18 protein-coding genes are annotated in these 26837 nt (G+C 69.3%); 6 read left to right on the plus strand and 12 right to left on the minus strand.

Features of this window, described 5'->3' with window-relative positions:
* Positions 1-18: 18 nt before the first annotated feature.
* The 4 genes from ACSQ2G_RS17540 (at position 19) to ACSQ2G_RS17555 (ending at position 6930) form a co-directional block, all read left to right on the plus strand.
* On the plus strand, positions 19-2337 hold the full coding sequence (locus ACSQ2G_RS17540; protein ID WP_436033055.1) for a TonB-dependent receptor: 2319 nt from the start codon (positions 19-21) through the stop codon (positions 2335-2337).
* A 158-nt stretch (positions 2338-2495) separates the two neighbouring features.
* Positions 2496-4832 (plus strand): TonB-dependent receptor, encoded by a 2337-nt coding sequence (locus ACSQ2G_RS17545; RefSeq protein ID WP_436033057.1) that lies wholly within the window; start codon positions 2496-2498, stop codon positions 4830-4832.
* Positions 4832-5410, plus strand: a complete 579-nt coding sequence (locus ACSQ2G_RS17550) for a hypothetical protein (RefSeq protein WP_436033059.1) — start codon at positions 4832-4834, stop codon at positions 5408-5410. The genes ACSQ2G_RS17545 and ACSQ2G_RS17550 overlap by 1 nt, the downstream gene beginning before the upstream one ends.
* Positions 5410-6930, plus strand: a complete 1521-nt coding sequence (locus ACSQ2G_RS17555; protein WP_436033061.1) for a PepSY-associated TM helix domain-containing protein — start codon at positions 5410-5412, stop codon at positions 6928-6930. Before ACSQ2G_RS17550 ends, ACSQ2G_RS17555 begins: the two co-directional genes overlap by 1 nt.
* A 55-nt stretch (positions 6931-6985) precedes the next feature.
* Here ACSQ2G_RS17555 and ACSQ2G_RS17560 read toward each other — a convergent pair whose 3' ends face one another.
* Both ACSQ2G_RS17560 and ACSQ2G_RS17565 read right to left on the minus strand, forming a co-directional pair.
* Complete coding sequence (locus ACSQ2G_RS17560) at positions 6986-7243, minus strand: hypothetical protein (protein ID WP_436033063.1); 258 nt, start codon at positions 7241-7243, stop codon at positions 6986-6988.
* Positions 7244-7582: 339 nt separating this feature from the next.
* Positions 7583-9874, minus strand: a complete 2292-nt coding sequence (locus ACSQ2G_RS17565; RefSeq protein ID WP_436033065.1) for a TonB-dependent receptor — start codon at positions 9872-9874, stop codon at positions 7583-7585.
* 172 nt (positions 9875-10046) lie between these two features.
* On the opposite strand from ACSQ2G_RS17565, the gene ACSQ2G_RS17570 reads away from it, so the two are divergent.
* Both ACSQ2G_RS17570 and ACSQ2G_RS17575 read left to right on the plus strand, forming a co-directional pair.
* On the plus strand, positions 10047-10847 hold the full coding sequence (locus ACSQ2G_RS17570; protein ID WP_310082545.1) for a FadR/GntR family transcriptional regulator: 801 nt from the start codon (positions 10047-10049) through the stop codon (positions 10845-10847).
* Positions 10848-10942: 95 nt separating this feature from the next.
* Positions 10943-13660 (plus strand): glycoside hydrolase family 2 TIM barrel-domain containing protein, encoded by a 2718-nt coding sequence (locus tag ACSQ2G_RS17575; protein WP_436033067.1) that lies wholly within the window; start codon positions 10943-10945, stop codon positions 13658-13660.
* On the opposite strand, the gene ACSQ2G_RS17580 is transcribed toward ACSQ2G_RS17575, so the two are convergent.
* The 10 genes from ACSQ2G_RS17580 to ACSQ2G_RS17625 form a co-directional block, all read right to left on the minus strand.
* On the minus strand, positions 13639-14283 hold the full coding sequence (locus ACSQ2G_RS17580; RefSeq protein WP_436033069.1) for an FMN-binding negative transcriptional regulator: 645 nt from the start codon (positions 14281-14283) through the stop codon (positions 13639-13641). The two genes, ACSQ2G_RS17575 and ACSQ2G_RS17580, sit on opposite strands and share 22 nt — an antisense overlap.
* 8 nt (positions 14284-14291) lie before the next feature.
* On the minus strand, positions 14292-15764 hold the full coding sequence (locus tag ACSQ2G_RS17585) for an NAD-dependent succinate-semialdehyde dehydrogenase (protein WP_436033071.1): 1473 nt from the start codon (positions 15762-15764) through the stop codon (positions 14292-14294).
* Entirely contained in the window at positions 15764-17044 is a 1281-nt protein-coding gene (gene gabT / locus ACSQ2G_RS17590; RefSeq protein ID WP_436033073.1) for a 4-aminobutyrate--2-oxoglutarate transaminase, read from the minus strand. The genes ACSQ2G_RS17585 and gabT overlap by 1 nt, the downstream gene beginning before the upstream one ends.
* 106 nt (positions 17045-17150) lie before the next feature.
* On the minus strand, positions 17151-18131 hold the full coding sequence (locus ACSQ2G_RS17595; protein WP_436033075.1) for a LysR substrate-binding domain-containing protein: 981 nt from the start codon (positions 18129-18131) through the stop codon (positions 17151-17153).
* A gap of 117 nt (positions 18132-18248) precedes the next feature.
* Positions 18249-20573, minus strand: coding sequence for a TonB-dependent receptor (locus ACSQ2G_RS17600; RefSeq protein ID WP_436033077.1), 2325 nt, complete (start codon positions 20571-20573; stop codon positions 18249-18251).
* 307 nt (positions 20574-20880) lie between these two features.
* A complete protein-coding gene (locus tag ACSQ2G_RS17605) occupies positions 20881-22260 on the minus strand; it encodes an aminotransferase (protein ID WP_436033079.1) in 1380 nt (459 codons plus the stop codon).
* 26 nt (positions 22261-22286) lie between these two features.
* Positions 22287-23636: a peptide MFS transporter gene (locus ACSQ2G_RS17610; protein WP_436033081.1), complete on the minus strand. Its 1350-nt coding sequence runs from the start codon at positions 23634-23636 to the stop codon at positions 22287-22289.
* On the minus strand, positions 23633-24814 hold the full coding sequence (locus ACSQ2G_RS17615; RefSeq protein WP_436033083.1) for a serine hydrolase domain-containing protein: 1182 nt from the start codon (positions 24812-24814) through the stop codon (positions 23633-23635). Before ACSQ2G_RS17615 ends, ACSQ2G_RS17610 begins: the two co-directional genes overlap by 4 nt.
* A 109-nt stretch (positions 24815-24923) precedes the next feature.
* On the minus strand, positions 24924-25319 hold the full coding sequence (locus tag ACSQ2G_RS17620; protein ID WP_436033085.1) for an acyl-CoA dehydrogenase family protein: 396 nt from the start codon (positions 25317-25319) through the stop codon (positions 24924-24926).
* A gap of 70 nt (positions 25320-25389) precedes the next feature.
* Positions 25390-26772 (minus strand): P1 family peptidase, encoded by a 1383-nt coding sequence (locus tag ACSQ2G_RS17625; protein ID WP_436033087.1) that lies wholly within the window; start codon positions 26770-26772, stop codon positions 25390-25392.
* Positions 26773-26837 lie beyond the last annotated feature (65 nt).

Raw genomic sequence — 26837 nt, forward strand, 5'->3', positions numbered from 1 at the left:
GAAAACGAGGGGATAATCATGAGACAGCCGTTTCAAGGCCTGAAGGCCCTGGCCCTGGGGGCGACCGCGCTCACCGCCTTGGGCGCGCACGCGGCCCTCGCGCAGGAGGCGGCGCCGCAGCCGGCCGACAACAGCACGATCGAGGAAGTGGTCGTCACCGCGTTGAAACGCTCGACCACCATCCAGACCACGCCCATCAGCATCAGCGCCGTCACCGAGAAGTCGCTGCAGGCCCTGGGCGCCTCGGGGATCCAGGATTATTTCCGCACCGTTCCCAACCTGCAGGTCGAAGGCAACTCGCCGACCAACCGGCGCCTGACCTTGCGCGGCGTACGCAGTGCCGGCGAGGCGACCGTCGGTCTCTATTACGACGAAACCCCGCTGACCGGCCCGGCCGGCACCACCGCCGACGCCAGCTCGACCAGCGCTGACGTCAACCTATTCGACGTCGAACGCGTGGAAGTCCTGCGCGGGCCGCAGGGCACGCTCTACGGCTCGGGCTCGATGGGCGGCACGCTGCGCGTCATCCTCAACAAGCCCGACAGCACCCAGTATTCGGGCGCGGTCGAGACCCAGGGGACAGCTCAGAAGGACGGCGGCACGGGCTACTCGGTCAAGGGCATGGTCAACGTGCCGCTGATCGAAGACAAGCTGGCCGCCCGCCTGGTGCTGTATGAGGCCGAGCAAGGCGGCTATGTCGACGACGTCCTGCTGAACAAGAAGGACATCAACGACCAGCACTCGACCGGCGGCCGCCTGATGCTGGGCTTCACGCCCACCGACAAGCTGACGATCAACGCCTCGGGCCTGTTCCAGAAGACCACCCTGGACGGCCAGAACATCTGGTACCCGGCCTTGGGCGCCAAGGACTACTCGACCAACGCCCGCACGATCGCGCCGACCGACGACAATCTGCGCGTCTACAACATCACGGCCAAGTGGGACCTGGGCTTCGCCACCCTGACCGGGACCTCGTCCTATTACAAATGGACGCTGCTGCGGAACTCCGACTATAGCCCGACCCTGTCGGCCAACCGCGCCAACGCCACGTCGTGCCGCAACTACATCGCCGGCGGCCCGGCCGCCGCGGGAACCACCAACCCGGCCTGCACCCCCGCCCAGATGACGCAATACACGACCTATGCGGACAGCCGCACGCCGGGCGCCCTGTACCAGCCGATGGGTCTGACCTCGTGGAACCACGAACTGCGGGCCAACGGTTCGCTGTTCGAAGACAAGATCGACTGGACCGCCGGCGTCTACTACGAGGACCGCTCCGACTATATCGAGAGCCAGGTGGCCAAGGCCGACGCCACGACCGGGGTCATCAATCCCGGCGACCTGACCGCCTGGCGCCACGTGGGCACCGACACCAAGCAGACCGCCTTCTTCGGCGAGGTGACCTACAAGCCGATCGAGAAGTTGAGCCTGACCGTCGGCGCGCGGCGCTTCGACTACGACAAGACCGTCTCGGGCCAGGTGCGGATCAGCAACTTCATCACCCAGTCCTATGTCGGTCCGGCCGCCCAGGTCGACGCCAGCGCCAGCGGCTGGGTCAGCAAGTTCAATGTCAGCTATCAGGTCACGTCCGACATCATGGTCTACGGCCTGGCGGCCAAGGGCTTCCGCCCGGGCGGCGCCAACAACGTGCCAGGTCTGCAGTCGGCCCTGCTGGCCTACGCGCCCGACAGCCTCTGGAACTACGAGGCCGGCGTGAAGAGCCAATGGTTCGATCACCGCCTGACCTTGAACGCCGCTGCGTACCAGATCGACTGGAACAACATGCAGATCTCGGCGACCAGCGCCAACGGCGCCTTCAGCTATCTCACCAACGCCGGCAAGGCGCGCATCAAGGGCCTCGAACTCGAAGCCGTCGCCCGTCCGATTCCCGGCCTGACCCTCAACGCGACGGCGGCCTTCGTCGACGCCAAACTGACGCAGGACCAGGCGAACTCCACGATCCTGATCACCGGATCGACCGGCCTGCGCGGCGACGAGTTCCCGAACGTGGCCGACTTCAGCGGTTCGGCGGCGATCGAGTATAGCTGGCCGCTGACGGACAGCCTGAACGGCCTGCTGCGGGCCGACTACGCCTATGTGGGCGAGTCCGCTTCGCAGTTCCGCCCCACCTATGTCTACTATGAGAAGCAGGGCGACTACGGCTACGCCAACCTGCGTGGCGGGGTCGAGGGAGCCGACTGGGGCGCCTACCTGTTCCTCAACAACGTCGCCAACGAAGTCGGCCTGATGAGCGTCACCTCCGCGCTCAACAACAGGCGGCAGGCGGTAAGCATCAATCCGCGCACCGTGGGCTTTTCGGTCCGCAAGCGGTTCTAGCCGAGGTTGGGCGGCTCCCGCGCATCGGGAGCCGCCCACAATTCGGAACGCGGCCATCGTCCGCTCCGCGCCCCTTCCCACGCAAGTGTTTTTGCGAATGAGATTGACTCTCATTATTATCACGAAGTACCTCCCGTCGTTCCTTACCGGGGGTACGCATGAGACAACGACTGTTGGTGACCAGCGCGCTGAGCGCGTGGGCGCTCGCCCAAGCCGCCGCCGCCGAGACCGCCGCCACGCCCAACGCCGCGTCGCCGGTCGCTGAGCCGTCGACCGCCGTCGAGGCCGTGATCGTCACCGGCGAGAAGTCGTCGCGCACCCTGCAGCAGACGATCACCAGCGTCGCGGTGACCACCGCCGCCCGGATCGAGCGCGAGAACATCCAGACGCTCTATGACGTGGTCAACCGCACCGCCAACATGAGCGAGACCTACGGCAAGACTGGCTTCACCATCCGCGGGATCAGCAACAGCAACGTGTCAGGCGGCGGCGCCGGCGGCCTGTCCACCGTCTATGTCGATGGCGCGGCCCTGCCCGAGCAGGCGGTGTTCAGCGGTCCGCTGGAGATGTGGGACATCGGCCAGGTCGAGATCCTGCGCGGTCCGCAATCGACGCTGCAGGGTCGCAACTCGCTGGCCGGCGCGGTGATCATCCGCTCGACGGACCCCAGCTTCGACTACGGCTTCCGGGCCCGGGCCACGGCCGCCAGCGGCGACGAGCGTTCGATCGCGGTCGCCGGCGGCGGTCCGCTGGCCGCCGACCAGCTGGCGTTCCGCCTGGCCGCCGAGAAGAAGGAGTCCGACGGCTTCCTCTACAACCCCGTCCGCCACGAGGACGTCGACGCCGTCGACAATCTCAGCGTCCGCGGCAAGCTGCTGCTGACCCCGACCGCCCTGCCCGGCCTGAAGGTGCTGGCGACCTACGCCCACAACAGGCGCAAGTCCGGCTACCTGTTCACCTACGCCCGCACCGATACGCCGGACTATTACGACCATCGGCTGGACTATTCGAACGACCCGAGCCGCACCGCTTCCAAGGTCGACATCTTCACGCTTGAGACGAGCTACAAGCTAAGCAACGCGCTGACGCTGACCGGCGTCGCCTCGTGGAACAAGATCGACTCCCTGGGCAGCTACGACACCGACTACACCGCCGAACGGCTGGCCTACGGCACGCGGGACCAGAACATCAAGACCGCCTCCCAGGAGCTGCGGCTGAACTACGAGGGCGAGCGGCTCCGGGGCCTGGTGGGCCTCTACCACGCCAAGCGCGACACCCGAGACCTGACGGTCAGCATCACCAACGTGCCGTTCCCCAAGCCGACCCTGGTCAGCGTTCTGACCTCGACCCTGCTGGCCGGGGTGAGCAGTCCGACCCCCGCCCAGCAGGCCGCCGCGTCGGCCCAGGCCAACGCCTTCGCCAATCTCTATGTCGCCGCCCTGCCGGTTATCCCGGTGGATTATTCGGGCAGCCTGCCGGAGGTGGTCGAGACAACCGCCGTCTTCGCCGACGGGTCGTTCGCCGTGACGCCGAAGCTCAGCCTGCTGGGCGGGTTCCGCTATGACCACGAGGACAACACCAGCAGCAGCGTGCAGTCGGCGACCTTCGCGGGAACCTATCCCGACCCGGCGGCCTTCGGCCCGTTCGCCGCCTATGTGACGCTGGTGAACCAGTTCGTCGGGAACATGGTCGCCCAGGCCGGTTCCACCGCGCCCAAGGCGACGCGCAAGTTCAACGCCTTCCTGCCCAAGGTCGGGGTCAAGTACGACTGGACCGGCGACATCTCCACCAGCCTGACGGCGCAGCGCGGCTACCGGTCTGGCGGCTCGACCGTCAACATCGCCCGCTCGCGGGTGTCGCCCTACGACCAGGAATACACCTGGAACTACGAGGCCGCCCTGCGCACGGCCTGGCTGGACGGCGCCCTGACGGTCAACGCCAACGCCTTCTATGTCGACTGGAAGGACCAGCAGGTCCTCGTCAATCTGGGGCTCAACACCTACGACACCCAGGTCGAGAACGCCGGCCAGTCGCACCTCTACGGCTTCGAGGTCGAGATCGCCCAGCGCGTCGACGAAGCCCTGAGCTGGTACGCGTCGCTGGGCCACACCCGCACCCAGTTCGACGACTTCAGCGTCGATGTCGGCACGACCAGCACCGACCTTTCGGGGGCCGAGTTCCCCTACGCGCCGCGCTGGACCCTGAGCGCCGGTGTCGACTATCGCTGGACCCACGGCCTGGTCGGCCACCTGGACGGCAATTATCGCGGCAAGTCCTATTCCCAGGCCGACGTCGACCAGGCGCGCCAGGCCCTGGTCAAGAGCCGCGTGCTGTTCAACGGCCGCTTCGGCTACGAGCGCGAGCACTGGGGCGCCTATGTGTTCGGCAAGAACCTGCTGGACGCCACCTACAGCCAGTACAATCGCAACGACGTCCCGATCGCCCTGCTGAGCGTGCCTCGGGTGGTCGGCGTCACGCTGGAGACCCGCTGGTGATGGGGCCGCTGGCTCCCGACGCCCTGGTCGGGCTGGCGCTCGCGCCCGTGCCCCTGGCTGGCGCCCTGCTGCTGCGGCAGGCCTGGCGGATGGCCTCGCCCCAGCGCCCGTGGCTGATCGTCGGCGGCTGGGGGCTGCTGGTCCTGGCCCTGACCCTGGGCGTCGTCCTGCTGGGCGCCGCGCGCGGCCCGGCCATCGTGCTGGCCCTGGCCTCCACCGCCGCCCTGGCCCTGGTCGCCGTCGGCGTCGAATGGCGCGACGCCAGGCGCAAGGCGCCGCGCGAACTGGCCCTGGAGCCCTCCGACCGCCGCAGCGTCGCCTGGCGCGGCTGGCTGCGCGGCTTCCTGGCCGGGCCGCTGGCCGGCGTCGCCGCCCTCGGCTGCGGCCTGGCGGTGGCCATCTGCGCGCCCGGCGCGGTGCAAAGCCGGATGGTCATTGGCGGGTTGATGGTCCCGTTCCTGTGGGCCGCGGGCATGGCCTGGACGCTGTCGGACGACAGGATCCTGCGCGCCACCGCCGTGCTGACCGGCGTCGCCGTCGTCACCCTGGGCGCGGCCTTCCTGAAGGGAGCGCTCTGATGGCGCGCGACAAGTCCAAGTCCGGCCAGGCGACGGGCAAGCCGATCTGGCCCAGGATCCCGGCCGAGTTCGTGCGCGCCATGCTGGCCGGCCATTCGGCCCTGGGCTTGGCCTTCGCGGCGCTGATCTATCTGGTCTGCTTCTCCGGCTCGATCGCCGTCTTCACCCAGGAGTACGGCCGCTGGGAGCAACCGGCGGGGCCGATCCTGAACCAAGCCTCGCCCCAGGCGGCCGACGCGGCGTTCCGCGCCGTCCTGGCCAAGAATCCCAAGGCCCACGACCTGTTCATCCGCCTGCCCGAGCCGACCTATCCGCGCCTCAGCGTGCACGGCGACGACGCCCAGGGCCGCGAACGCACCTGGGTCGCCGACGCCGCCGGGCGGCTCGTCCGCGAGCAGAAGACGCCTTGGACCCGGTTCCAGGTCGACCTGCACACGGTCCTGCACCTGCCGCGCGCCTGGGGCGGCTTCATCGTCGGCCTGACCGGCGTGGCCCTGCTGTCGTCGCTGGTGTCGGGCGTGCTCTCGCATCCGCGCGTCTTCAAGGACGCCTTCGCCCTGCGCTGGGGCGGGTCCAAGCGCCTGCAGGAGGCCGACCTCCACAACCGCATCAGCGTCTGGGGCCTGCCGTTCCACCTGGTGGTGTCGCTGACCGGCGCCTTCCTGGGCCTGACGACGATCATCGTCGGCGTGCTGGCCCTGGCCACCTTCAAGGGCGACACCGCCAAGGCCTACGCCCTGTTCGCCGGCCCCAAGGTGGCCGACGACCCGCGCCCGGCCGCCCGAGTGATCGACATCGCCCAGGCGCTGGTCAATCTTGAGGCCGCTTACCCGAATGCCCGGCCCAGCTACCTGTTCGTCGAGCATCCCGGCGAGACGGGCCAGCACGCCAGCGTCGCCCTGATCACGCCCGGCCGCCTGTCGCGCGGCGAACTGGTGGTGGTCGGCGGCGACGCCAGGCCGCTGGGCGAGGTCGGCTACGAGAGCGGCAGCGTCGGTCTGCGGGTGCTGTCGACCCTGACGCCCCTGCACTTCGGCTGGTTCGGCGGCTGGCCGGTCAAGGTCGCCTATTTCCTGCTGGGCCTGGGCCTGACCGCCGTCACCTCCAGCGGCGTGGCCATCTGGCTGGCCCGCCGGCGCGACAAGGGCCGCCCGGCCCCGCGCTGGGAGCGGATCTGGGTCGCCTTCGTCTGGAGCCAGCCCGTCGCCTACGCCGTCTCGGCCCTGGCGGCGCTGCTGCTGCCGGTTCCGCCGGTGACGATCTGGGGCGTCGCGACCCTGGCGGCCAGCGCCACCGCGATCCTCTGGACTCCCGCGGCGATCTCGCTCCGCCTGCGCGCCACGACGGCGGGCCTCCTGGCGCTCACCGCCTGCGCCCATGTGGCCGTAAACGGCGCGCGACTGGACGATGGAGCGGCCTGGGTCGTCGACGCCGGCCTGCTCCTCGCCGCGCTTGTCCTGGCGGGCAGCATCTACAAACCCGGACGCCGCCCGATCGTCCAGGCCGATAGGGCTCGATAGCCGCGGTTGCGGTCCAACCTCCGAGACTAGCCTCGCGAGCGCGAGCTGCGCCGTTTCATCGGGCGTCAGCGGACGCGGCGTGATTTCGTGACGTAGCGGCGGCGAACGAGCCGACGACGGCGCCCTGCGGCGTTCTCTCGAACCTGGCGACCAGCCGATCGTAGGTCGACTGGCGGATCGGCCTTCCGTCCCGCAACGACCGCCAGGTCGTTTCGCTGACGCCCAGCACCTCCTGGAGCCAGACCTTGGTCACCGCCGGCAGCGCGTTGCGCAGGGCCAGGACCTGCTCCTGATTGACAAGCACCATGTTCATGCGGGCATCCCGCGTCGGTCGGACAGCGGGCGCTCGCGGCGAAACCGGCGTCTTGAGGCTTCCATCTGCTTCCTCCGGCCTTCCGATCGAGGCCATGGTCGCTCCACCCTCTGAATGGTGATTACGACAACGTTGTCCTAACCCTCCGCGACAACGTTGTCCATAAGCTACCGCATTGACATCGCTGTCGAACCTCGGGCGAGGCCAAGGTCGCTCGACAAGAAAAAGGCGGCGCGCCGACCAGGCGCACCGCCGCTCGCCGAGGCGAGAAGACCCAGGAACAGGGGAAGAGGTCCCTGGGGAGGCTTGACCCGGCCCGCCGCGCGAATCCTGTCGCGGCTAGAAGCCCATCCGCGCGCGGATGCCGACGTAGCGCCTGGAATTGCGCGGCAGCAGCTGGGCGACGGCGCCGGCGTTGGACGAGCCGGTATAGCCGAGCGAGGTCGCATAGGACTGGTCGAACAGGTTGTTGACGAACAGCGCCACGCGGTAGTTCTGCTCGTCGCGTCCCGCCACGCCGATGCTGGCGTTGACCACGCCGAACGCTTTCTGGCGCGAGATCGGCGTGCCCAACAGGTCGAGCATGACCGCGCTCTGGTGGGTGTATTCGGCGGTCACGAAGCCGTCGAAGGGCAGGCTCGGCAGCGCGACGTCATAGGCGCCGGCCAGCGAGTACTTGAACTTCGGCGAGTTGGCCAAGGGGCTGCCGGAGAGATCCTGGAAGTTGGAGCCCCCGACCGGACGGCAACCCTGCGCGACCGTCTGGTTGGTGTAGCACGGCGCGTTGGCGAACTCGCGGATGGTCGCGTCGGTATAGGCGGCCGAGGCGTCCAGGCGCAGGGCGCGCACCGGCCTGGCCGAGGCCTCGATCTCGACGCCCTTGCTGCGCAGAGACCCGACATTGCTCAGCTGCGGCACGATGGTGCCGTCGGGCTGGGTGACGCCGCCCTGGGCCTGGAAATCGGTGAAGTCGGTCAGGAAGCCGGTGACGTTCAGCTGAACCCGGTTCTCCAGGAGGCGGCTCTTGAGGCCCAATTCGTAGGCCTTGCTGGTCTCGGGGCGAACGGGCTTGGCCGCCCGGGCCGGCGTGAATCCGGTGCTGATGTCGAAGCCCTGGCCCTTGTAGCCCGTCGAGAACGAGGCGTAGGCCATGACGTTGTCGGCGAGGTCCTGGCGCAGCGCCACCTTGTAGGTGACGTGGTCGTCCTTGGCCTTGCCCGAACAGACCGACAGGCACGAGGCGTTGTTGGCGGGCGGCGTCGCCGTCGGCGTGCGGTTGATGAAGGTGGCTTCGATGGCTTCGTGATTGAAGCGCAGGCCGCCGTCGACGTGGGTGCTCGAACCGACGTGGTAGGTCATCTGGGTGAAGGCGGCCATGGTCTTGGTGCCGGCGGTCGCCGCCCAGCTGGTCGCGGCGTTGGGCCCGCGCGAATACGAGCGGTTGGAATCGCCGTCGGCGTAGAACAGGGCGAAGAGGTAGTCGAGCTTGCGCGCGCCGCTCGACACCAGGCGCACTTCCTGGGTGAAGTTGGTCGAGTGGAAAGGCCCGCCCGCGACGGAGCCGTTCGGCAGGATACTAGTCGGGTCGGCGGCGTTGAGCAGGGTCGGCGTGCCCAGCGTGTCGAGGTCTTCCCGGAAGCGGAAGCGCCAGTCCTGATAGCCGGTGATCGAGATCAGGTTGGCCTGGCCAAGGTCCAGGTTAGCCCGCCCCGTCAGCATGGTCTGCTTGCTGGTGTTCTTCGGTTCGGTGTCGAGGCGGATCCTGTAGTTGTCCGGGCCGGGCGTCAGGCCGACGGCGGACAGGGCCAGCGGCGCGCCGAAGGCGGTGGCGCCGGGCTTGATGCTCCGGAAGGTGCGGACCTGGCCGTCGGTCTTGGTGTTGGTGTGCGACGCCGTCAGGGCGATGTTGAGGTTGTCGGTCGGATCCAGCTCCAGCCGGCCTCGGACGCCATAGGAGCGGTCGCCGTTGAGCTTGTGGCCGGTGTTGAGGTTGCGGACATAGCCGTCGCGGTCGCCGTAGAAGGCGTTGAGGCGGAAGCCGGCCTTGTCCGAGATCGGGCCGGAGATCATGCCGTCGACGCGCTTTTCGCCGTCGCTGGTCAGGGCGCCGCCGACCGAGCCGGTCAGGGTCTTGGTCGGCGCCTGGGTGACGATGTTGATGACGCCGGCGGCGGCGTTCTTGCCGAACAGCGTGCCCTGCGGTCCGCGCAGCACTTCAAGGCGGGCGATGTCGTTGAGGCCCGAGAAGGCCTGGGCCTGCTGCAGCAGCGCGACGTCGTCGACCACCACGGCGACGCTGGGCTCGATGCCGATGCTGAACGAGAAGGTGCCGATGCCGCGCAGGTTGATGCTGTTGCCCGTGGCGTTGGTGTTCTCGGTCACCGTCAGGCTGGGCGAGATGCGCACCACGTCCGTGACCTGGACCACGTTGCGCGTTTCAAGCTGCTCGCCGCTCACCGCGCTGACCGCGGCGGGCACGTCCTGGAGGTTCTGTTCGCGTTTCTGCGCGGTCACGACGATGGTGTCGAGCGCGGTGGCCTCGTCGGCCGGCTGGGCCGCGGTCTGCGCCCAGGCGTGACCCGACATCGCGACCAAGGCGGCGCTGGCCATCCAAAGAAGACGCCTGTTCATGTTTCCCCTCCTATTTTCTTGATGAGCGGCCTGTCCGCTCTCGCTTAATCTGCCTGACCAATTTTGGGGATCGAGGATTTGCGTCAACCTCTTTTTGCCTGACAACTTGACCGATCCGGCCCACAATCACCGCGCCGACCCGACGGTTGGCGACGGATCCTGGAGGTAGGGAATGGCGGCTCGCGCAAAGGGGAGCGCGGAAAAGGTCGGCGCGGCCGAGGACGGAACCTCGAACGGCGACCGAATCTACCAGAGGCTGGCCCGGCATATTTTCGACGACCTGGTCGCTGGACGGTACGAGATCGGCAGCCGCCTCCCCGCCGAACGCGAGCTCTGCGTCGAATACGGCGCCAGTCGCCCGGCGGTGCGCGAGGCGCTGATCGCCCTGGAGGTGCAGGGCTATATCGACATCCGCGTCGGCTCGGGCGCCTATGTTCGCCGCCTGCCGGGCCGCGAGGACCATCCAGGCTTCGCCATTACGGCCTTCGAGCTCACCGAGACCCGCCTGGCGTTCGAGGGCGAGGCCGCCGCGCTGGCCGCCAAGCAGATCACCGACGACGAGATCGCCAAGCTGGAGGCCCTGCTGGACGACATGACCGCCGAGAACCTGCGCGCGAAGGTCACCGAGGACGCCGACCGCGAGTTCCACATGACGATCGCCAGGGCCACGCGCAATGCCGGCATCGTGCTGATGATCGACGAGCTCTGGCGCCTGCGCTCGACCTCCCCGGCCTGCGCCCTGCTGCACGACAAGGCCCGCAGCGCCAAGATCCGCCCCGTCGTCGCCGAGCACCGCCGGATCGTCGAAGCCCTGAAAGCCCGCGATTCGCAGGCGGCCCGCGCGGCCATGCGCGCCCATCTGGCCGCGGTCATGGACCACCTGCTGTTCACCACCGAGGAAATCGCCCTGGAAGAAGCGCGCCGCGCCGCCGCCGGGGCCCGCGCCCGCTTCTCCAAGGTCGCCGAGATCTGACTGACCAATTTTTGTAAATTGATCTGGCAGATTCGTTTCGAGGCGCTAAGCTCGCCCTAACGTCGCAATTCAGGCGGCGAGCGGGAGGCATGCCGATGAAGCGATTGTTGCTGGCCACGACGATGGCGATCCTGGTCGCCCCCCTGGTCGCCCCAGCGATCGCGCGCGCCGAGGCGGCCTCCGACCCGGTTCGGGTCCAGACCCCGCTGGCGCAGGACTGGCGCTTTCGTCAGGACGATGGTCTGAGCGGCGTCGAGAGCCCCGCCTTCAACGACCAGGATTGGGCGCGCGTGACCGTGCCCCATACCTGGAACCGCGTCGGTCTCTACCTGCCCGGCCCCGTCGAGCGGCTCAACGGGCCCGAGACGATCAACAAGACCCAGGGCGTGGGCTGGTACCGCCTGTCGTTCACCGCGCCCAAGCTGGACGGCCGCCGCTCCTATCTCCAGTTCGACGCCGCCAGCCGCAACGCCAAGGTCTGGCTGAACGGCGTCTATTTGGGCGAGCACCAGGGCGGCTTTTCGCGGTTCCGTCTCGACGCCACAGACGCCCTGCGCGCCGATGGCCAGAACCTGCTGGTCGTGCGCGCCGACAACACCAAGCCCGCGCCCGGCTCGGCGACCGCCGACAACCTGCCCTTGACCGGCGACTTCTTCGTGCACGGCGGCCTCTACCGTCCCGTCAGCCTGGTTCTGACCAGCCCCGTCCATTTCGACATGCTCGATTTCGGCGGCCCCGGGGTCTATGCGACCACCACCGACCTTGCCGCTGCCAAGGCCGGGATCCAGGTCCGAGCCCGCCTCCGCAATGACCTGGCCAAGGCCCGGCCGGTCCGGCTGGAGACCAGGCTCTATGACGCGGCCGGTCACGTGGCCGCCCAAGCCAGCGCTTCGGTGGCCCTGCCCGCCAAGGGCGGCTCTGAGGCGGCCCTGTCGCTGTCGCTGGCCGATCCCCATCCGTGGAACGGCACGGCCGATCCCTATCTCTACAGGCTGGAGACCGACCTGGTCGGCGCCGACGGCAAGGTGCTGGATCGCGTCTCGACGCCGTTCGGCGTGCGCCAGATGGGCTTCGATCCCGGGCGCGGCTTCCTGCTGAACGGCAAGCCCTACCGCCTGCACGGCGTGGGCTATCACCAGGATCGCGAAGGCAAGGGCTGGGCGATCGACGCGGCCGACGTCGAGGAAGACATGGCGATCCTGTGGGAGATGGGCGCCAACACCATTCGCCTGACGCACTACCAGCACGGCCAGGTGATCCACGACCTGGCCGACAAATACGGCTTCGTTCTGTGGGACGAGATCCCGCTGGTCTCGGCCTGGACGACGGGCGGCGCGCTGGAGCCCACCCCGGGCCTGGTTGAAAACGCGCGCCAGCAGCTCAAGGAGCTGATCCGCCAGAACGCCAACCACGCCTCGGTGGCGACCTGGGGCATCGCCAATGAGGTCGACTTCGGCAACTCGTTCCCCGCCTTCCTGACCGGCTACAAGAACGGCGCGCCCGATCCCATGCCGCTGCTGAAGGCGCTGAACACCCTGGCGCACGAGGAAGATCCCAGTCGCCCGACGGCGCTGGCGACCTGCTGCGAAGGCCGGGTGTTCGCCGCCGGCGTCGACGTTCCGACCACCGCCGAGGCGGCCGACCTAGGCGGCGCCAACCGATACTTCGGCTGGTACTTCGGCGCGCCCGACGATCTTGGTCCGCACCTGGACGCCCTGCACGCCAAGCGTCCGCGCCAGCCGCTGTCCGTCACGGAGTATGGCGCGGGCGGCGGGGTCACCATTCACACCGACGACGTGCTGGGCGGGCCGATCGACTCCCGAGGCCGCGTGCAGCCTGAGGAATATGAGAGCCACATCCACGAGACCGCCTGGGCGACGCTGTCGCAAAAGCCCTATCTCTGGGGAACCTGGCTGTGGAACGCCTTCGACTTCGCCACCACCATTCGCCACGAGGGCGACGCCGACGACATCAACACCAAGGGCCTGGTCACCTACGACCGCAAGATCCGCAAGGACGCCTGGTACTTCTACAAGGCCAACTGGGCGACGACGCCGACCGTCCACATCAACGGCCGGCGTTACGTGGACCGCTCCTATCCGGTCACGGACGTGCGCGTCTATTCGAACGGCGCGGCCACGGAGCTCACGCTGAACGGCCGATCGCTGGGCGAACGCGCCGATTGTCCGCAGCGGGTCTGCGTCTGGCCGGCCGTCCGCCTGGAGCCGGGCGAGAACGTCCTGGTCGCCCGCGCCCGGTTCGAAGGCCAGACGGTCGAGGATCGCATCATCTGGCGCCGTCCGACCGACGCGAACGCGCCGATCCGTATCGACGCGGGGTCTCTTGTCGGGGCCGGCAAGACGGTCAAGTTCGGCTCGGACGCCTTCTTCAAGGGCGGTCAGGCCTTGTCGGCCAACACCCCCGCCGATTACGGGCGCCCCGAGGTCCGGGCGGCGATCACCGGGACCGAGGAGATCGACGCGGCCAGCAGCTACCGGCAGGGCCGCTTCACCTACGCCATACCCCTGACGCCCGGCCGCTACAGCGTGCGCCTGACCTTCGTCGAGCCCAAGCTTGCGGCCGGCGAGCGCCGCTTCGACGTCGTGACCAATGGCGCCCGGATCCTGCCGGACCTGGACGTGGCCGCTGAAGCCGGCGGTCCGCTCAAGGCCCTGACCAGGACCTTCGAGACCAGCGCCGCCGATCAAGGCCTGACGCTGGCGTTCAACCCAAGCCAGGGCGAGGCGATCGTCTCGACGATCGAGATCACGCCCCTGCAAGCCGTCAAGCGTCAGGGTTCAGCGGCGCCCTGAGAGGTTCCCGTCGCCATGAGCCGGGCGATGTCGCGACCGCCGTCACGGTCCTCGGCCAGCAGCCCCGCGATCACCCGCAGACGATCCTGCGCCGGATGTCCCTGGCTGAGCTTGGTCGCCCCTTCCAGCCGCGTCACCTGGATGCGGAACGAGCGGATCATCGGCAGCAGGAGGTCGACCCGGCCGTCCGGCGCCTGATCCAGGGTCCAGGGCGGCTCGCCCCGGCGCTCCAGGACCTCGGCGGTGCGCGTCAGGATCGCCCGTTGCCGGGCGGGATCGTCGATCGGCTCCAGCACGCCGCGCGCCTGGGCTTGGACGTAGTTCCAGGTCGGCGCCTCCGGTTTGGCCGCATACCAGCGCGAGGAAATGTAGGCGTGCGGCCCCCAGAATACCGCCAGGGCCGACTGGCCCGCCGCCAGGGACTGGGCGTGCGCGTTGCGGCGGGCCATGTGGCCGACCAGGAACGCATGCTCGCCCTCCCGCTCGAAGAAGATCGGCGTGGCCGTGGCATGGAGATCGCCTCCCTCCCCCGTCACCAGCAGGGCGAACGGATGAGCCTCGACGATCCCGGCCGGATCTTCGGCCCGATAGAGCGGCGGCACGAACATGGACGCCTCGGTCATTCCGCCTCCTACAGCGCCGGCACGTCGATGCAGATCGTCTTGACGTCCAGATAGTCGTCCAGCCCGTAGCGCGAGCCCTCGCGCCCCTGACCGGACTCCTTGATCCCGCCGAACGGCGCGGCCTCGGTGGTCATCGCCCCGGTGTTGAAACCGATCATGCCGTATTCCAGAGCCTCGGCGAGCCGGTGCGAGCGCGCCAGGTCACGGGTGTAGACATAGGCCGCCAGCCCCGCGGCGGAGTCGTTGGCCATCTCCATCGCCTCGCGCTCGCCGGAGAAGCGGATCAGGCCGGCCACCGGACCGAAGGTTTCCTCGCGGCATAGTAAGGCGTCGGGCGGCGCCTCGGTCAGGACGGTGGGCTGGAAATGGGTCCCGCCGATCGCCTCGCCGCCGGTCAACAGTCGCGCGCCGCGCTCGAGGGCGTCGCGGACGTGGCGGCGGGCCTTGTCGATGGCCGCGGCGTTGATCAACGGCCCCTGTGTCGTGTCCGGCTCCAGCCCCCCGCCTAGGACCAGCCCCTGGGCCCGCTCGGCCAGGCGCCGGGCGAAGGCGTCGTAGACGGCCTCGTGCACCAGGAAACGGTTCGCGCAGATGCAGGTCTGGCCGGCGTTGCGGAACTTGGCGATCATCGCGCCCTCGACCGCCGCCTCGACGTCGGCGTCCTCGAAGACAATGAAGGGCGCGTTGCCGCCCAGTTCCAGCGACACGCGCTTGAGATTGGCCAGGGACCGGCCGGCCAGCTGGCGGCCGACGGCGGTCGAGCCGGTGAAGGTCAGCTTGCGCACGCGCGGATCCTCGACCAGCACGTCTCCGATCGGCGCGGCGTCGCCGGTGACGACGTTGATCACCCCGGTCGGCGCCCCCGCTTCCTCGGCCAGGGCCGCCAGGGCCAGGGCCGAGAACGGCGTCAGCTCCGAAGGCTTCAGCACCACCGTGCAACCGGCGGCCAGGGCGGGCGCCAGCTTGCGGGTCACCATGGAGGACGGGAAGTTCCAGGGCGTGATCGCCCCGACCACGCCGACCGGCGTCTTGATCACCTGCAGCCGCTTGTCGGCCAGATGGCCGGGGATCACGTCGCCGTAGGCGCGGCGCGCCTCCTCGGCGAACCATTCGGCATAGGCGGCGGCCGAACGCACTTCGGAGACGGCCTCGGCCAACGGCTTGCCCTGCTCGCTGGAGACGATGCGGGCCAGATCCTCCTGATTTGCCAGGATCAGCTCGGACCAGCGCCGCAGCAGCGCCCCGCGCGCCTTGGCGGTCTGGGCCCGCCATGCTGGCAAGGCGCGATGGGCCGCTTCGACGGCGTGGAGCACGACCCGCGCCGGCAGGTTGGGGACGTGACCCAGCACCTGGCCCGAGGCCGGGTCGGTGACGGCCAGGCTGGTGTCGCCCCGCGTCCAGACGCCGCCGACCAGGGCGGCCTCGCGCCACAGGGTCGGACGCGCCAGGGCCGGCGGGCGGCCGTTCTCGCGCCTGGCCATCAGGCTTCCCCCGCCAGGGCGAGCTCCAGAAGGTCCAGGCCTTCGTCGATCAGCGCCGGCGCGGCGGTCAGCGGCGCCAGGATCCGCACGGTCTGGCCGTGCGAGCCGCAAGTCAGGATGACCAGACCCAGCGCCAGGGCGCGCGCGGCGATCCTCTTGGCGCGCGCGCCGTCGGGGCCGCCGCCCAGCCCGTCCAGCACGTCGAAGGCGATCATCGCGCCCAGTCCCCGCGCCGGCGAGATCGGCGCCAGGTCGTTGCGCGCGGCGAAGGCGTCGATGCGCCGCGACAGCTGCCGGCCCTGGGCCACGGCCTTGTCGTTCAGCCTCTCCTCCTCGGCGATGTCCAGCACGGCCAGGGCCGCGGCGCAGGCCAGGGGCGAGCCGCCGTAGGTCGTGCCCAGGCCGCCCGGATCGACGGCGTCCATCACCGCCTTGCGGCCGATCACCCCGGCCAGCGGGAAACCGCCGCCCAGGGCCTTGGCGACGGTCAGCAGGTCGGGCTTCACACCCGAATGCTCGACCGCGAAGGTGCGGCCGGTGCGCGAGAACCCGGTCTGGATCTCGTCGGCGACCAGCAGGATCCCGTGGGCGTCGCAGACTTGGCGCAGGCCGCGCAGAAACGCCGGCGGCGCGACGTGGAAACCGCCCTCGCCCTGCACCGGCTCGACGATGATCGCCGCCACGCGGGCCGGCTCGACGTCGGCATAGAACAGCCGGTCCAGCGCCTTCAGGCTATCCTCGACCGACAGGCCGGAGACCGGGCCCGGGAACGGCGCGTGATAGACCTCGGGCGGCATGGGGCCGAAACCGGTCTTGTAGGGCGCGGTCTTGCCGGTCAGGGCCATGGCCAGCAGCGAGCGGCCATGGAAGGCGCCCGAAAAGGCGATGACCGCCGAGCGGCTGGTGGCGCGGCGAGCGATCTTCACCGCGTTCTCGACGGCCTCGCCGCCGGTGGTGAAGAAGATGGTCTGGGCCTCGCCCTCGACCGGGGCCAGGGCGTTCAGCCGCTCGGCCAGGGCCACATAGGGCTCGTAAGGCAGCACCTGGAAGGCGGTGTGGGTGAAGGCCTCCAGCTGCGCCTGGACGGCGGCCATGACCTTCGGGTGGCGGTGGCCGACATTGAGCACGGCGATCCCCGCCGCGAAATCAATGAAGCGGCGGCCTTCCACGTCCCAGATCTCGGCGTTGGCCGCGCGCGCGGCGAAGACGGCCGTGGCGTTGGCCACCCCCCGCGGCACGGCGGCGATGCGGCGCGACTGAAGATCGGCGTTCAGGCTCATGAGGTCCCCGGCGGTCCATTCTGGACCCCGAACCTCGCAGCCGCGCCCCAGAGCTGGGAGCCGCCAACCGGGTCCTCCCCGGTGCGCGCATGTCACCAGAGCGCGGTCAGCCCGCCGACAGTTCGCCGGCCACCAGCCCCAGCATCCAATGGCGGAAGCGGGCGACCGGAGGGGCGTTCCAACGGTCGGCGCGCGCCGCCAGCAGGTACGAACCCAAGGTCAGGCGCTCGAACGGACCGTCCTGGCCGGTGACTTCGACGAGCCGGCCGCTGGCCAGGTCGTCGCGCGCCAGGAAGTGGTTGGCCAGCACGATTCCGGTCCCGCGCCGGGCAGCGTCGACGGTCAGGTGCGCCTGCCAGAAGCGCTGCCCCGCCACCTCGGCGACGTCGGTCAAGCCGTGACCGATCAGCCAGGCGCGCCAGTTTTCGAAGCTCTCCTCGTGGATCAGGGGGTGGTCGAGGAAATCCTCCACGCGCCGTATCTTGGGCGCGCGCGCGAGGTATTCCGGACTGGCCAGCGGGATCACGGCGGGGGTGTCGATCTGCACGGTCCGCACATTGGGGGCCAGCGCCAGCCGCGGGCCGTAGGTCGGTGCGTACCGGATGTCGATGTCGGCCTCGTGGCGACCGAAGTCCGGCCCGGAGTCGGTCGGCCTCAGTTCGACCTCCAGCCCCGGATTGGCGCCCTGAAACGCCCCGAGGCGGCCCATCAGCCACAGAAAGGCGAAACCCGGAATGCACCAGATCTGCAGCCGGCTGTTGTCGCCCTGCTTCATCAGGTCGAGGGTCGCCGCGGCGATGGCGTCGATCGCGGCGGCGATCTTGCGATGATAGCGCAGCCCCTCTTGCGAGAGCGTCACGCCCGTCCGCGTCCGCTCGATCAGGGTCGCGCCGGTCCAGGTCTCGATGGCCCGCAGGTGACGGCTGATCACGGCGTGGTCCAGGTCCAGCGCCTCGGCCGCCTTGCGCACCCCGCCCAGCCGCGCCACCGCGTCGAACGCCCGCAGGGCCGCGAACGGCGGCAGAGCCCGACGCGCGGGAAACGACGACAAGGGCTCCTCGAAGGATCCGTCCTTGTCGTGGGTCATGTCTCTAGGCTCCGCTCGCACCAACGCCCCCGCCGGTTTCCCTTTGTCGCCGGATTCAGCGTCGGCGCAAGCCGCGCGGACGGCGAGGCGCCACAGCCCCTCGCCGTTCGCTGTGCGTCAGTAGCGATAGTTCAGCGTCACGCCGATCGTGCGTGAACGGAAGGTCGAATTGGTGATCAGCGGCGAACCCGAGAAAAGCTGCAGCCGGCTCAGACCCGCGTGCTCGTTCGTCAGGTTCTTGGCGAACAGCGAGACCTCGACGTCGGCGATCTTCAGCCCGGCGCGGACGTCGACCAGATCGGTGGCCGGCGCCGGCGTGTCCTGTGGATTGACCCCGAACACGGCCAGGTTCGGGTCCTTCTCCGCCCCGGCGTGCGAATGGTCGGCGCGGACATAGGCGCGGCGTCCGCCCAGGACGGTGAAGTCGTACTGGCCAGAGATCGTGTAGGTGAAGCCCGGTCCGTCGAGGGCGGAGTCGCCCTTCTCGACCATCAGGGCGGTCGTTCCCACGCCGATCGTCTCGTTGAACTCGGCGTGGGTGTAGCCCAGCGTCACGCCCAGGGTCAGGTTCGAGGTGATCTTGCCCTGGACGGCGAAGTCGAAGCCCTTGCTGGTCACCGAACCCGCGTTACGGATGAAACCCGAGCCGCAGCTGGGCAGGTCCACCCAGCGCTGGATGTTGTTCCAGTCGATTAGATAGACATTGGCCTCGGTCTGGATGCGGCCGCCACCGAAACCCTTCTTCACGCCAGCCTCGTAGGACCAGACGCTGTCGGACTCGTAGGTGGCCGGCGAGTCGGACAGGCCCAGCGAGGTCAGATCCGCGCCGCACAGGCCCCGCGGCACGGCGGTCTGCGCGCCGCCCGGCCGGAAACCCTTGGCCGCCGAAGCGTAGAGCAAGGTGGCCGGGTCGGCCTGGAACGACAGGCCGACCTTGGGCGTCACCGAGGTCTCGGTCTTGGTCCCGGTGCTGTCGATGCCGCCGGCGTCGGCCCAGAAGCCCGACGCGGTCTGTTGGTGGTCGACCTTGGTCTCGGCCACCCGCAGGCCGGCCGTGGCGGTCAGGCGGTCGGTGACCTTGAAGTCGGCCTGGCCGAAGCCGGCGACCTGGCGGGTCTTGCTCTTGGTCAGGCTGTCATAAACCAGGTCGCCCGGCAGATAGGCCGCGCCCAGGTCGGCGAAGCTGAGACCATACAGGCTGATCAACATCGGCTCGTAGAAGGCGTCCTGGTTCTTCTGGGTCGCCGTCTGGCGATCGTCGCTGAAGAAGCCGCCGATCACCCAGTTCAGCCGGGCGTCGGGCTGGTGCGATTCCAGACGGACCTCCTGGGTGAATATCTTCTGGCGGTCGCCCATGTAGCCGGTCGCCACCTGTCCCGGCAGGAACGGATAGGGCGACGTCGGCAGCAGCAGGCCGATGTCGAAGTTGGTGTAGTCGCGGTGCTCGGTCGCCTTGCGATCGAAATAGGCCGTGGTGGCGATCATCTGCGCCGGGCCGAAGTCGTAGCGCAGGTTCAGCGAGGGCAGCACGAACCGGTCCTTGGTCGGCTGGGCCTGGGCGCCGCCGCTCTTGAAGTCGCCGTCCGCCGGCCTGGACAGGCTCTCCCAATAGGCGCCCGTGTCTCCGGTCTCGACCTTCTGGTAGTAGATCTGCGGCGTCGCCTGGAACCGGGCGTTCGGGGCCCAGGTGAAGGCCGCCTTGAAGGCCGTGGTTTCCTGGTCGTTGGCGTTCTCCTCCGTGACCTTGCCGGTCAGCGGGTCGGCCCGGTCGATCCAGCCGCCGTCGCGGCGGTAGAAGGCGCTGCCCCGGAAGCCCAGCCTGTCCTCGACCACCGCGCCGCCCAGGGCGAAGCCGGCCTCGGCGTTGGCCTCGCCGCCGTCGGTGAACGACAGCTCCGAACGACCATAGGCGCTGTAGCCCGACAGGCTGGGCTGGGGCGTGATGAAGCGCACCGCGCCGCCCTCCGAACCCGCGCCGAACAGCGTGCCCTGGGGCCCGCGCAGCACCTCGACGCGCTGCAGGTCGAAGACCTTGGGATAGGTGTTCGAGGTCGAGAATCCGACCGAGCGGGCCTGGATCGGCACGTCGTCGATATAGATGCCGGTGGTGGCCGCGCCGACGGTCGAGGCGATGCCGCGGATCGAGATCTGGGTGTTGGAGCCGGTGAACTGGCTGCCGCGGGTAAAGTTCAGGCCCGGGGTCAGCACGGCGATGTCGTCGATCGACTTCACGCCCTGGGCGTCCAGCTTCTCCCGGGTGAACACCGCCACCGAGGCCGGCACCTTGGTCAGGGCCTGGTCGCGGCGATTGGCGCTGACGATCACTTCTTCCAGGACGGCGGGATCGTTCTGGGCCAGGGCCGGCGCCACCAACAGAGCCATCAGCGCGACGGCCACGGCGAGCATCAGGGTGGTCTTCAAACGACGAGTCTTGGTCAACATGCGCACTCCCCCTTCTTAGCGGTTGGCCCCGCTTTCCGCCGCCGTTTCCGACCGGATGGCGGATTTGCGAAAAATCGATGACCGATCATCGGTCGGCGACCCGTGGCGGCCAGATGCCAAAAGGGCGGCGAGTGGTGCTTGCCGAGCACCAGTTATCCACAAGCCCGGCGGCGCTTGGCTTCAGGGCTTCGAGCAGCGCTCGCGCCAAGCCCCGGCGCCCGCCGCCTGACCGCCGGCGCCCAAAAGAAAGGCCCGGACGACGAGCGTCCGGGCCGAGGCTCCGAGAGTTTTGGGATTACGGGAAGGGTCAGCCGGCGCGCAGCTTCGGCTCAGCGGCGTCGAGGGCCTCCCTCAGGATGGCGACGATGCGGTCGATCTGCTCGGGCGAGATGACCAGCGGCGGGCTCATGACGATCGTGTCGCGCACGGCGCGCACCATCAGGCCGCGCTCGATGCAGAGATCCCGGACCATCGGCCCGGCGGTCCCCTCCTTGCCGCCGAAGCGGGCGTTGGTCCCCTTCTCGGCGACGATCTCGACCGCGCCGAGCAGGCCGATCGACCGCGCCTCTCCCACCAGCGGATGGTCGGCCAGGGTGGCCAGGGCGGCGGCGAGCCTCGGCCCGGTTTCGCCGGCGGTACGCTCGACCAGCTTCTCGCGCTCCATGATCTCCAGGTTCTTCAGCGCCACGGCCGCCGCCGTCGGATGGCCCGAATAGGTGTAGCCATGGACGAACGGCCCGCCCGCCTCGCGGAACGTCTCGACGACATGGCTGGCCACCGCCACGGCGCTGATCGGCAGGTAGCCCGAGGACAGACCCTTGGCCATCGAGATCAGGTCGGGCTTCACCCCATAGTGCTGGTGGCCGAACCAGGTCCCCAGCCGCCCGAAGCCGCAGATCACCTCGTCGCAGACCAGCAGGACGCCGTACTTGCGGCACAGGGCCTCGATGCGCGGCCAGTAGTCGGCCGGCGGGATGATCACCCCGCCCGCGCCCTGAACCGGCTCGCCGATGAAGGCGGCCACCCTTTCCGGGCCGACCGCCAGGATCCGTTCCTCGACGGCGGCTACGGCCCGATCGGCGAAGGTCCGCGGATCCTCGCCGAAGCCCTCGTTGAAGCTGTAGGGTTGCAGGACGTGTTCGATGTCCGGTAGCCAGGGCCCGCCCTGCTTGTGCATCGCCGCCATGCCGCCCAGGCTGACGCCGGCGATGGTCGAGCCATGATAGGCGTTGGTCCGCGCGATCAGCACGGTGCGCTCGGGCTGCCCCTTCACTTGCCAGTAGTAGCGGACCATGCGGACGACGGTGTCGATCGCCTCGGAGCCCGAATTGTTGAAGAACACGTGCTGCAGGTCGCCGCCGATCAGCTCGGCCAGCTTGGCGGCCAGCAGCACGGTCGGCGGCGCGGCGGTCTTGAAGAAGGTGTTGTAGAACGGCAACGCGCGCATCTGCTCGGCGGCTGCGTCGACCAGTTCCTGGCGGCCGTAGCCCACCTGCACGCACCACAGGCCCGCCATGGCGTCCAGCAGACCCGCGCCCTCGGCGTCGAAGATCTCGCAGCCCTCGGCCCGGACGATGATGCGGCTGCCCCCGGCCTCCAGTTGCGCCTTGTAGTCCTGCTGGGCCGGCAGGTGGTGGGCGACGTCCAGGCGGCGCAGCGCGGCCAGGTCGTGGTTGCGAAGGGGCATCGGATTACTCCCGGACTGGGTTGGGCTCAGCGCGGCGCCAGGCGCAGGGCTCGGGTCAGCGGACGCTTGAGCAGCAAGAGGATCACCGCCCCGGCCCCGACGACGGCGGCGTGCATCAGCCAGAACTGCGAGCGGGTCAGGGTCTCGTAGAAGCGGCCCAGCCAGCCGCTGGCCACCGATCCGGCGAACAGCGACAGGTAGTAGACGCCGATCATCATGCCGTTCACGGCCGGCGGGCCAGCGCGCGAGAACAGGGCCAGGCCGATGGGGGCGACATGGAGGTAGCCGACCGCGCAGGTGAAGTGGAACGCCACGGCCCAGAGCGCCGCCACGGGACGTCCGCCCGAGGTCGCCTCGGCCAGGCCCAGCCAGACGCAGGCCAGGGCGAACACCGCGCAGCCGGTGGCCATCTTCTGAAGATCGCCGGGCTCGGTCCCGCGCGCGGCCTGTCGGCGCCACAGCCACAGCGACAGAGGCGCGATCGCCAGCACCGCGAAGGTGTCGATCGACTGGAACCAGGTGACCGGGATGACCAGGCCGAACAGGACGTGGCGGTCCAGATGATCGCGCACCCACAAGGGATAGGTGTTCCAGACCTGAGACTGGGCCGTCCAGAACAGGGTCGCCGTCAGCAACACCACCGCCAGGCCCGCCAGGACCGGGATGTCGTCCCGGGTCAGGCGGGCGTCCGGATCGTCGCCGCGGGCGATGACGTCCGCCGGCAGATGACGGCGGCCGGCCAGGTAGACGAAGAGTCCCACCACCATGCCGACGCCGGCGGCGCTGAAGCCGTAGTGCCAGCCATAGAGCTCGCCCAGGGTGCCGCAGACGAGCGGCGCGACGAAGGCGCCGACATTGATGCCCAGATAGTAGATCGAGAACGCCCGGTCGCGACGGGAGTCATCCTTGGCGTAGAGGTCGCCGACCTGGGCGGCCAGGTTGCCCTTCAACAGGCCGCAGCCGACGATCAGGGCGGTCAGGGCCAGCAGGAACGCCGTCTCGAAGGCCATCAGGAAATGGCCGACCGCCATGACGATCGCGCCCAGGATCACCGCCCTGCCCCGGCCCAGCAGCCGGTCGCCGACCAGGCCGCCCAGCACCGGCGACAGGTAGATCAGCCCGCCATAGAGCCCGAAGATCTGGGTCGCCAGGGCCTGCGTGCTGAGATGTCCGAACACGCCCTCCAGCACGGCGCGGAAGCCCGCGAAGCCGACCACGCCCTCGATCGTGCCCGGATGCAGCAGCTTGCCGGTCATGTAGAGCACCAGCAGCGCCTGCATGCCGTAGAACGAGAACCGCTCCCACGCCTCGGTGAAGACGATGAAGGCCAGGCCCTTGGGGTGGCCCAGGACGGTGTCGGAGGACGGGCGGCTCATTTCAGCGCCTCGACGACGGCGTTGAAGAAGTCGATGTCCGGAATGGCGTCGGCGCCCAGCGGCTTGGACCGCGCGCTCCACACGGCGATCACCACGCGGTGGGCCGGATTGACGTAGAGGTACTGGCCGAAGATGCCGCCGGCCCGGAACGCCCCGTCCTCGAACGTGCCGGCCCGCGAGGGCTGCGGCCACCACATGAAGCCGTAGTTGACCGGCTGGCCACCCAGCACGCGCGGCGAGGTCGCTTCCTTCACCCAGCCCTCGGGCAGGATCCGCTCGCCGTCAATCACCCCGCCAGCCAGCACGAAGAGGCCGAAGCGGGCGTAGTCGCGCAGGGTGGCGGTCAAGCCGCTGCCGGCCACTTCCAGCCCGTCCGGCGATTCCAGCCACCATTCGGCGTCCTGCTCCATGCCCAGGCGCGACCAGAATTTCTCGGACAGGTATTGGGCCAACGACTTGCCGACGGCGGCGCGGAGCAGCGCCCCGACCACGTGGGTCTCGCCGGTGCTGTAGGTGAAGACCTGGCCTGGCGGATGCACGCGCGGCAGGCGGCCCATATAGTCCAGGATCGTTCCCGGCTGTTGGCCGATCTGCAGCTCCAGCATCGCCCGGCGGGTCGAGTTGGGATCGGTCTGGTCCTCGGTCCAGAAGACGCCCGAGCTCATCTGCAGCAGGGCCCGGACGCTGACGCCCTCGTAGCTGGTTCCCCTCAACTCCGGGAGATAGTCGGTCAGCAGGTCCTCGAGCCCGCCGATCAGCCCGTCCTGGATCGCCGCGCCCACCAGGGTGGCGCTGAACGACTTGGCCATCGACATCGACATCCAGCGCGTCCGAGGCGTGTTGCCGAACTGGTGGCGCTCGAAGGCGATCTGACCATCCTTGAGGATCAGCAGCGATGCGGTGCGATTGCGCGAGACGTAGTCGTAGAGGTCGCAGCTCTTGCCGACCGACTCGAAGCTCAGGTCGGGGAAGGGCTCTTGGCGGACCGGCAGGCGCGAGACCGGGCGATCGCCCCGGCGCACGGTTCGGGTCGGGAACAGCCGCTCGCTGTTGCGGCACGTCTCGATCTGCTCGTCCGGGAACAACGTCCCGGCATAGAGATCACGGACCGAGGCCAGGGCCGCCGGATCCCCGCGGTCGGAGGTCCCCCAGACAAACTCGTCCTTGGCTGCCCTCACGACGCTCCCCTTCGCTCGACCCTTGGTGATCGTATGTCACCGTCCAGCCCCCCGCAGGTGCCAACAGCGACGATGGTGGTGGTTTTCGCGCACCGTGCCGCCGAAGACCTCAGCGCGCGCCGGCGACGACTCCGTCGACGAACAACGCCTCGATTTCCCCCGGGTCCAGCCCCAGGACTTCGCCTAGCACCGCGCCCGTGTCCTGGCCCAGCACCGGCGGTCCGCGCTCGCAGACCGGCGGCGTCGCCGACAGCCGCAGCGGCGAGGCGACACCCGGCGTGGTCCCGAGCGAGGCGTGCGGGACATCGATCCGCAGGCCCATCTCGCCGAAGCCCCGCATGATCGCGCGGTCGAACCGCCCCTCGCGCGCGGCCAGCACGACGCCCGGCGCCAGTTCGGCCTCGGCGAAGCACTTGGCCTGGTCGCGGATCATCCGCTCGTCGTCGTTCAGTTGGGCGTCGAGGGCGAGCGGATCGCTCCAGTCGAAGGGGGCCGTCGCGGACATGGGATCTCCTGCGCGCTGGCGAGTTCCCGCCGGCGCGTTCGTATGGTCGTTGTCGTGGAGCGGCGTCAGGTCAGCGGCGGACGCCGACCTGCCGCCAGTGGCCGGGGTTGAAGACCAGCCTGCCCGGCGTCGAGAAGTCGAGGGTCAGCGGATAGCGGCCCGGTACGGTGAAGACGTTGGCCGAGACCGGTTGCAGCTCCACCGCCGCCTTGCGGCCGATGGCGTAGGCGTCCTGCGCGCCGGTGGCCTGGGCCGTCAGCTTGCCCCCCTCGGCCAAGACCTTCACCGTCACGCGCGAACTGAAGACGTAATCGCCCGCCAGACCCGCCAGCACCCCGGCCTTGGGCATGGCCTTGGCGTCGATCTTCGGAGCCACTGGCTGGACGGGCTGGGAGTTGAGGATCGCATCCCACATCACCTCGGACGCCGCGACGCCCAGCGACGGGCTGTTCATCTTGGCCGAGCCGTCATATTCCGCCGTCGAGACGGCGTAGAGCACGTCGCCGTCGGCCATGGTGGCGAAGGGCTGCAGGGCGCGGGCCATCGAGGTGTGGACCTGGGCCGCCAGACGCTGCAGCTCGGCCGGATCCATCTTCTGGTTCACGACGATCAGGCTGATGGTGGTGTTCTTGCGCGAGGCCTGGCCTTCGGGACCCGCCCAGGCCTCTTTGTAGCTGTCGGGGAAGGCCTGCATCAGGTCGGCCGACCTCAGGGTCCCGAGCTTCGGCCACGACGCGCCCGAATAGCACGAGACCACCCGGCCCTGGCGGTCGGTCACCACGCCCAGGGCGTTGACCACCGTGAAGGCGGCGACCTTGATGTCGCCGATCTGCCTGTAGGCCCCGCCCTGCCCCGAATAGGCGTTGCAGCCGAACATGCCGCCCGTCTTGGCGAAGCGTCCGGCGCCCTCCGCGCCTTGCGGAAAGACCCCCGGCCGCGCGGCGCGATAGGCCGCCTGGGCCAGGCGCTTGTCGGGATAGATCTCGTTGAGACGCCGCGGGCCGAAGTCGTAGATGATCGAGCCCACCGTCAGGGCGATGTTCGGCTCCTCGGTGAAGGCGTCGCCGTCGCGGACCCCGTCGTCCTTCAACGCCGTCTCGACCGCCGTGGCGGCCTCCAGGCCGTACCAGGAGCCGCCCGCGAACACGACCGCGTCCAGTTCCGGATAGTTGTAGCCCAGGCGCAGATAGTCGGCGTTGACCGTACCCGGTCCGCCGCCGCGCACGTCGACCGCTCCCAACACCTTGCGACCGAAGGTGAACACCGTGACCCCAGTGGGGCCCTCGGTGTATTCGCCCGTGCCGACGCGGATCATCGGCCAGTCGAAGTTCAGCGTCTTGTCGCCGGCGTTGAGAACCGGCTTGAGGGCGTCCTGGTCGGCCCGGGCCTGCGCCCCGCCAGCGATGGCCAGGGCCAGAAGACCAGCCGTCGCCGCTCGGGACGCAAATCCCATCCCCGCACGCGCCATCGTCAACGCTCCCTCTGCGTCCCAGACGCGGGACAAGCTCGACCGAGCCT

This window comes from Caulobacter sp. LjRoot300 (assembly GCF_964253875.1).
Lineage (GTDB): Bacteria > Pseudomonadota > Alphaproteobacteria > Caulobacterales > Caulobacteraceae > Caulobacter.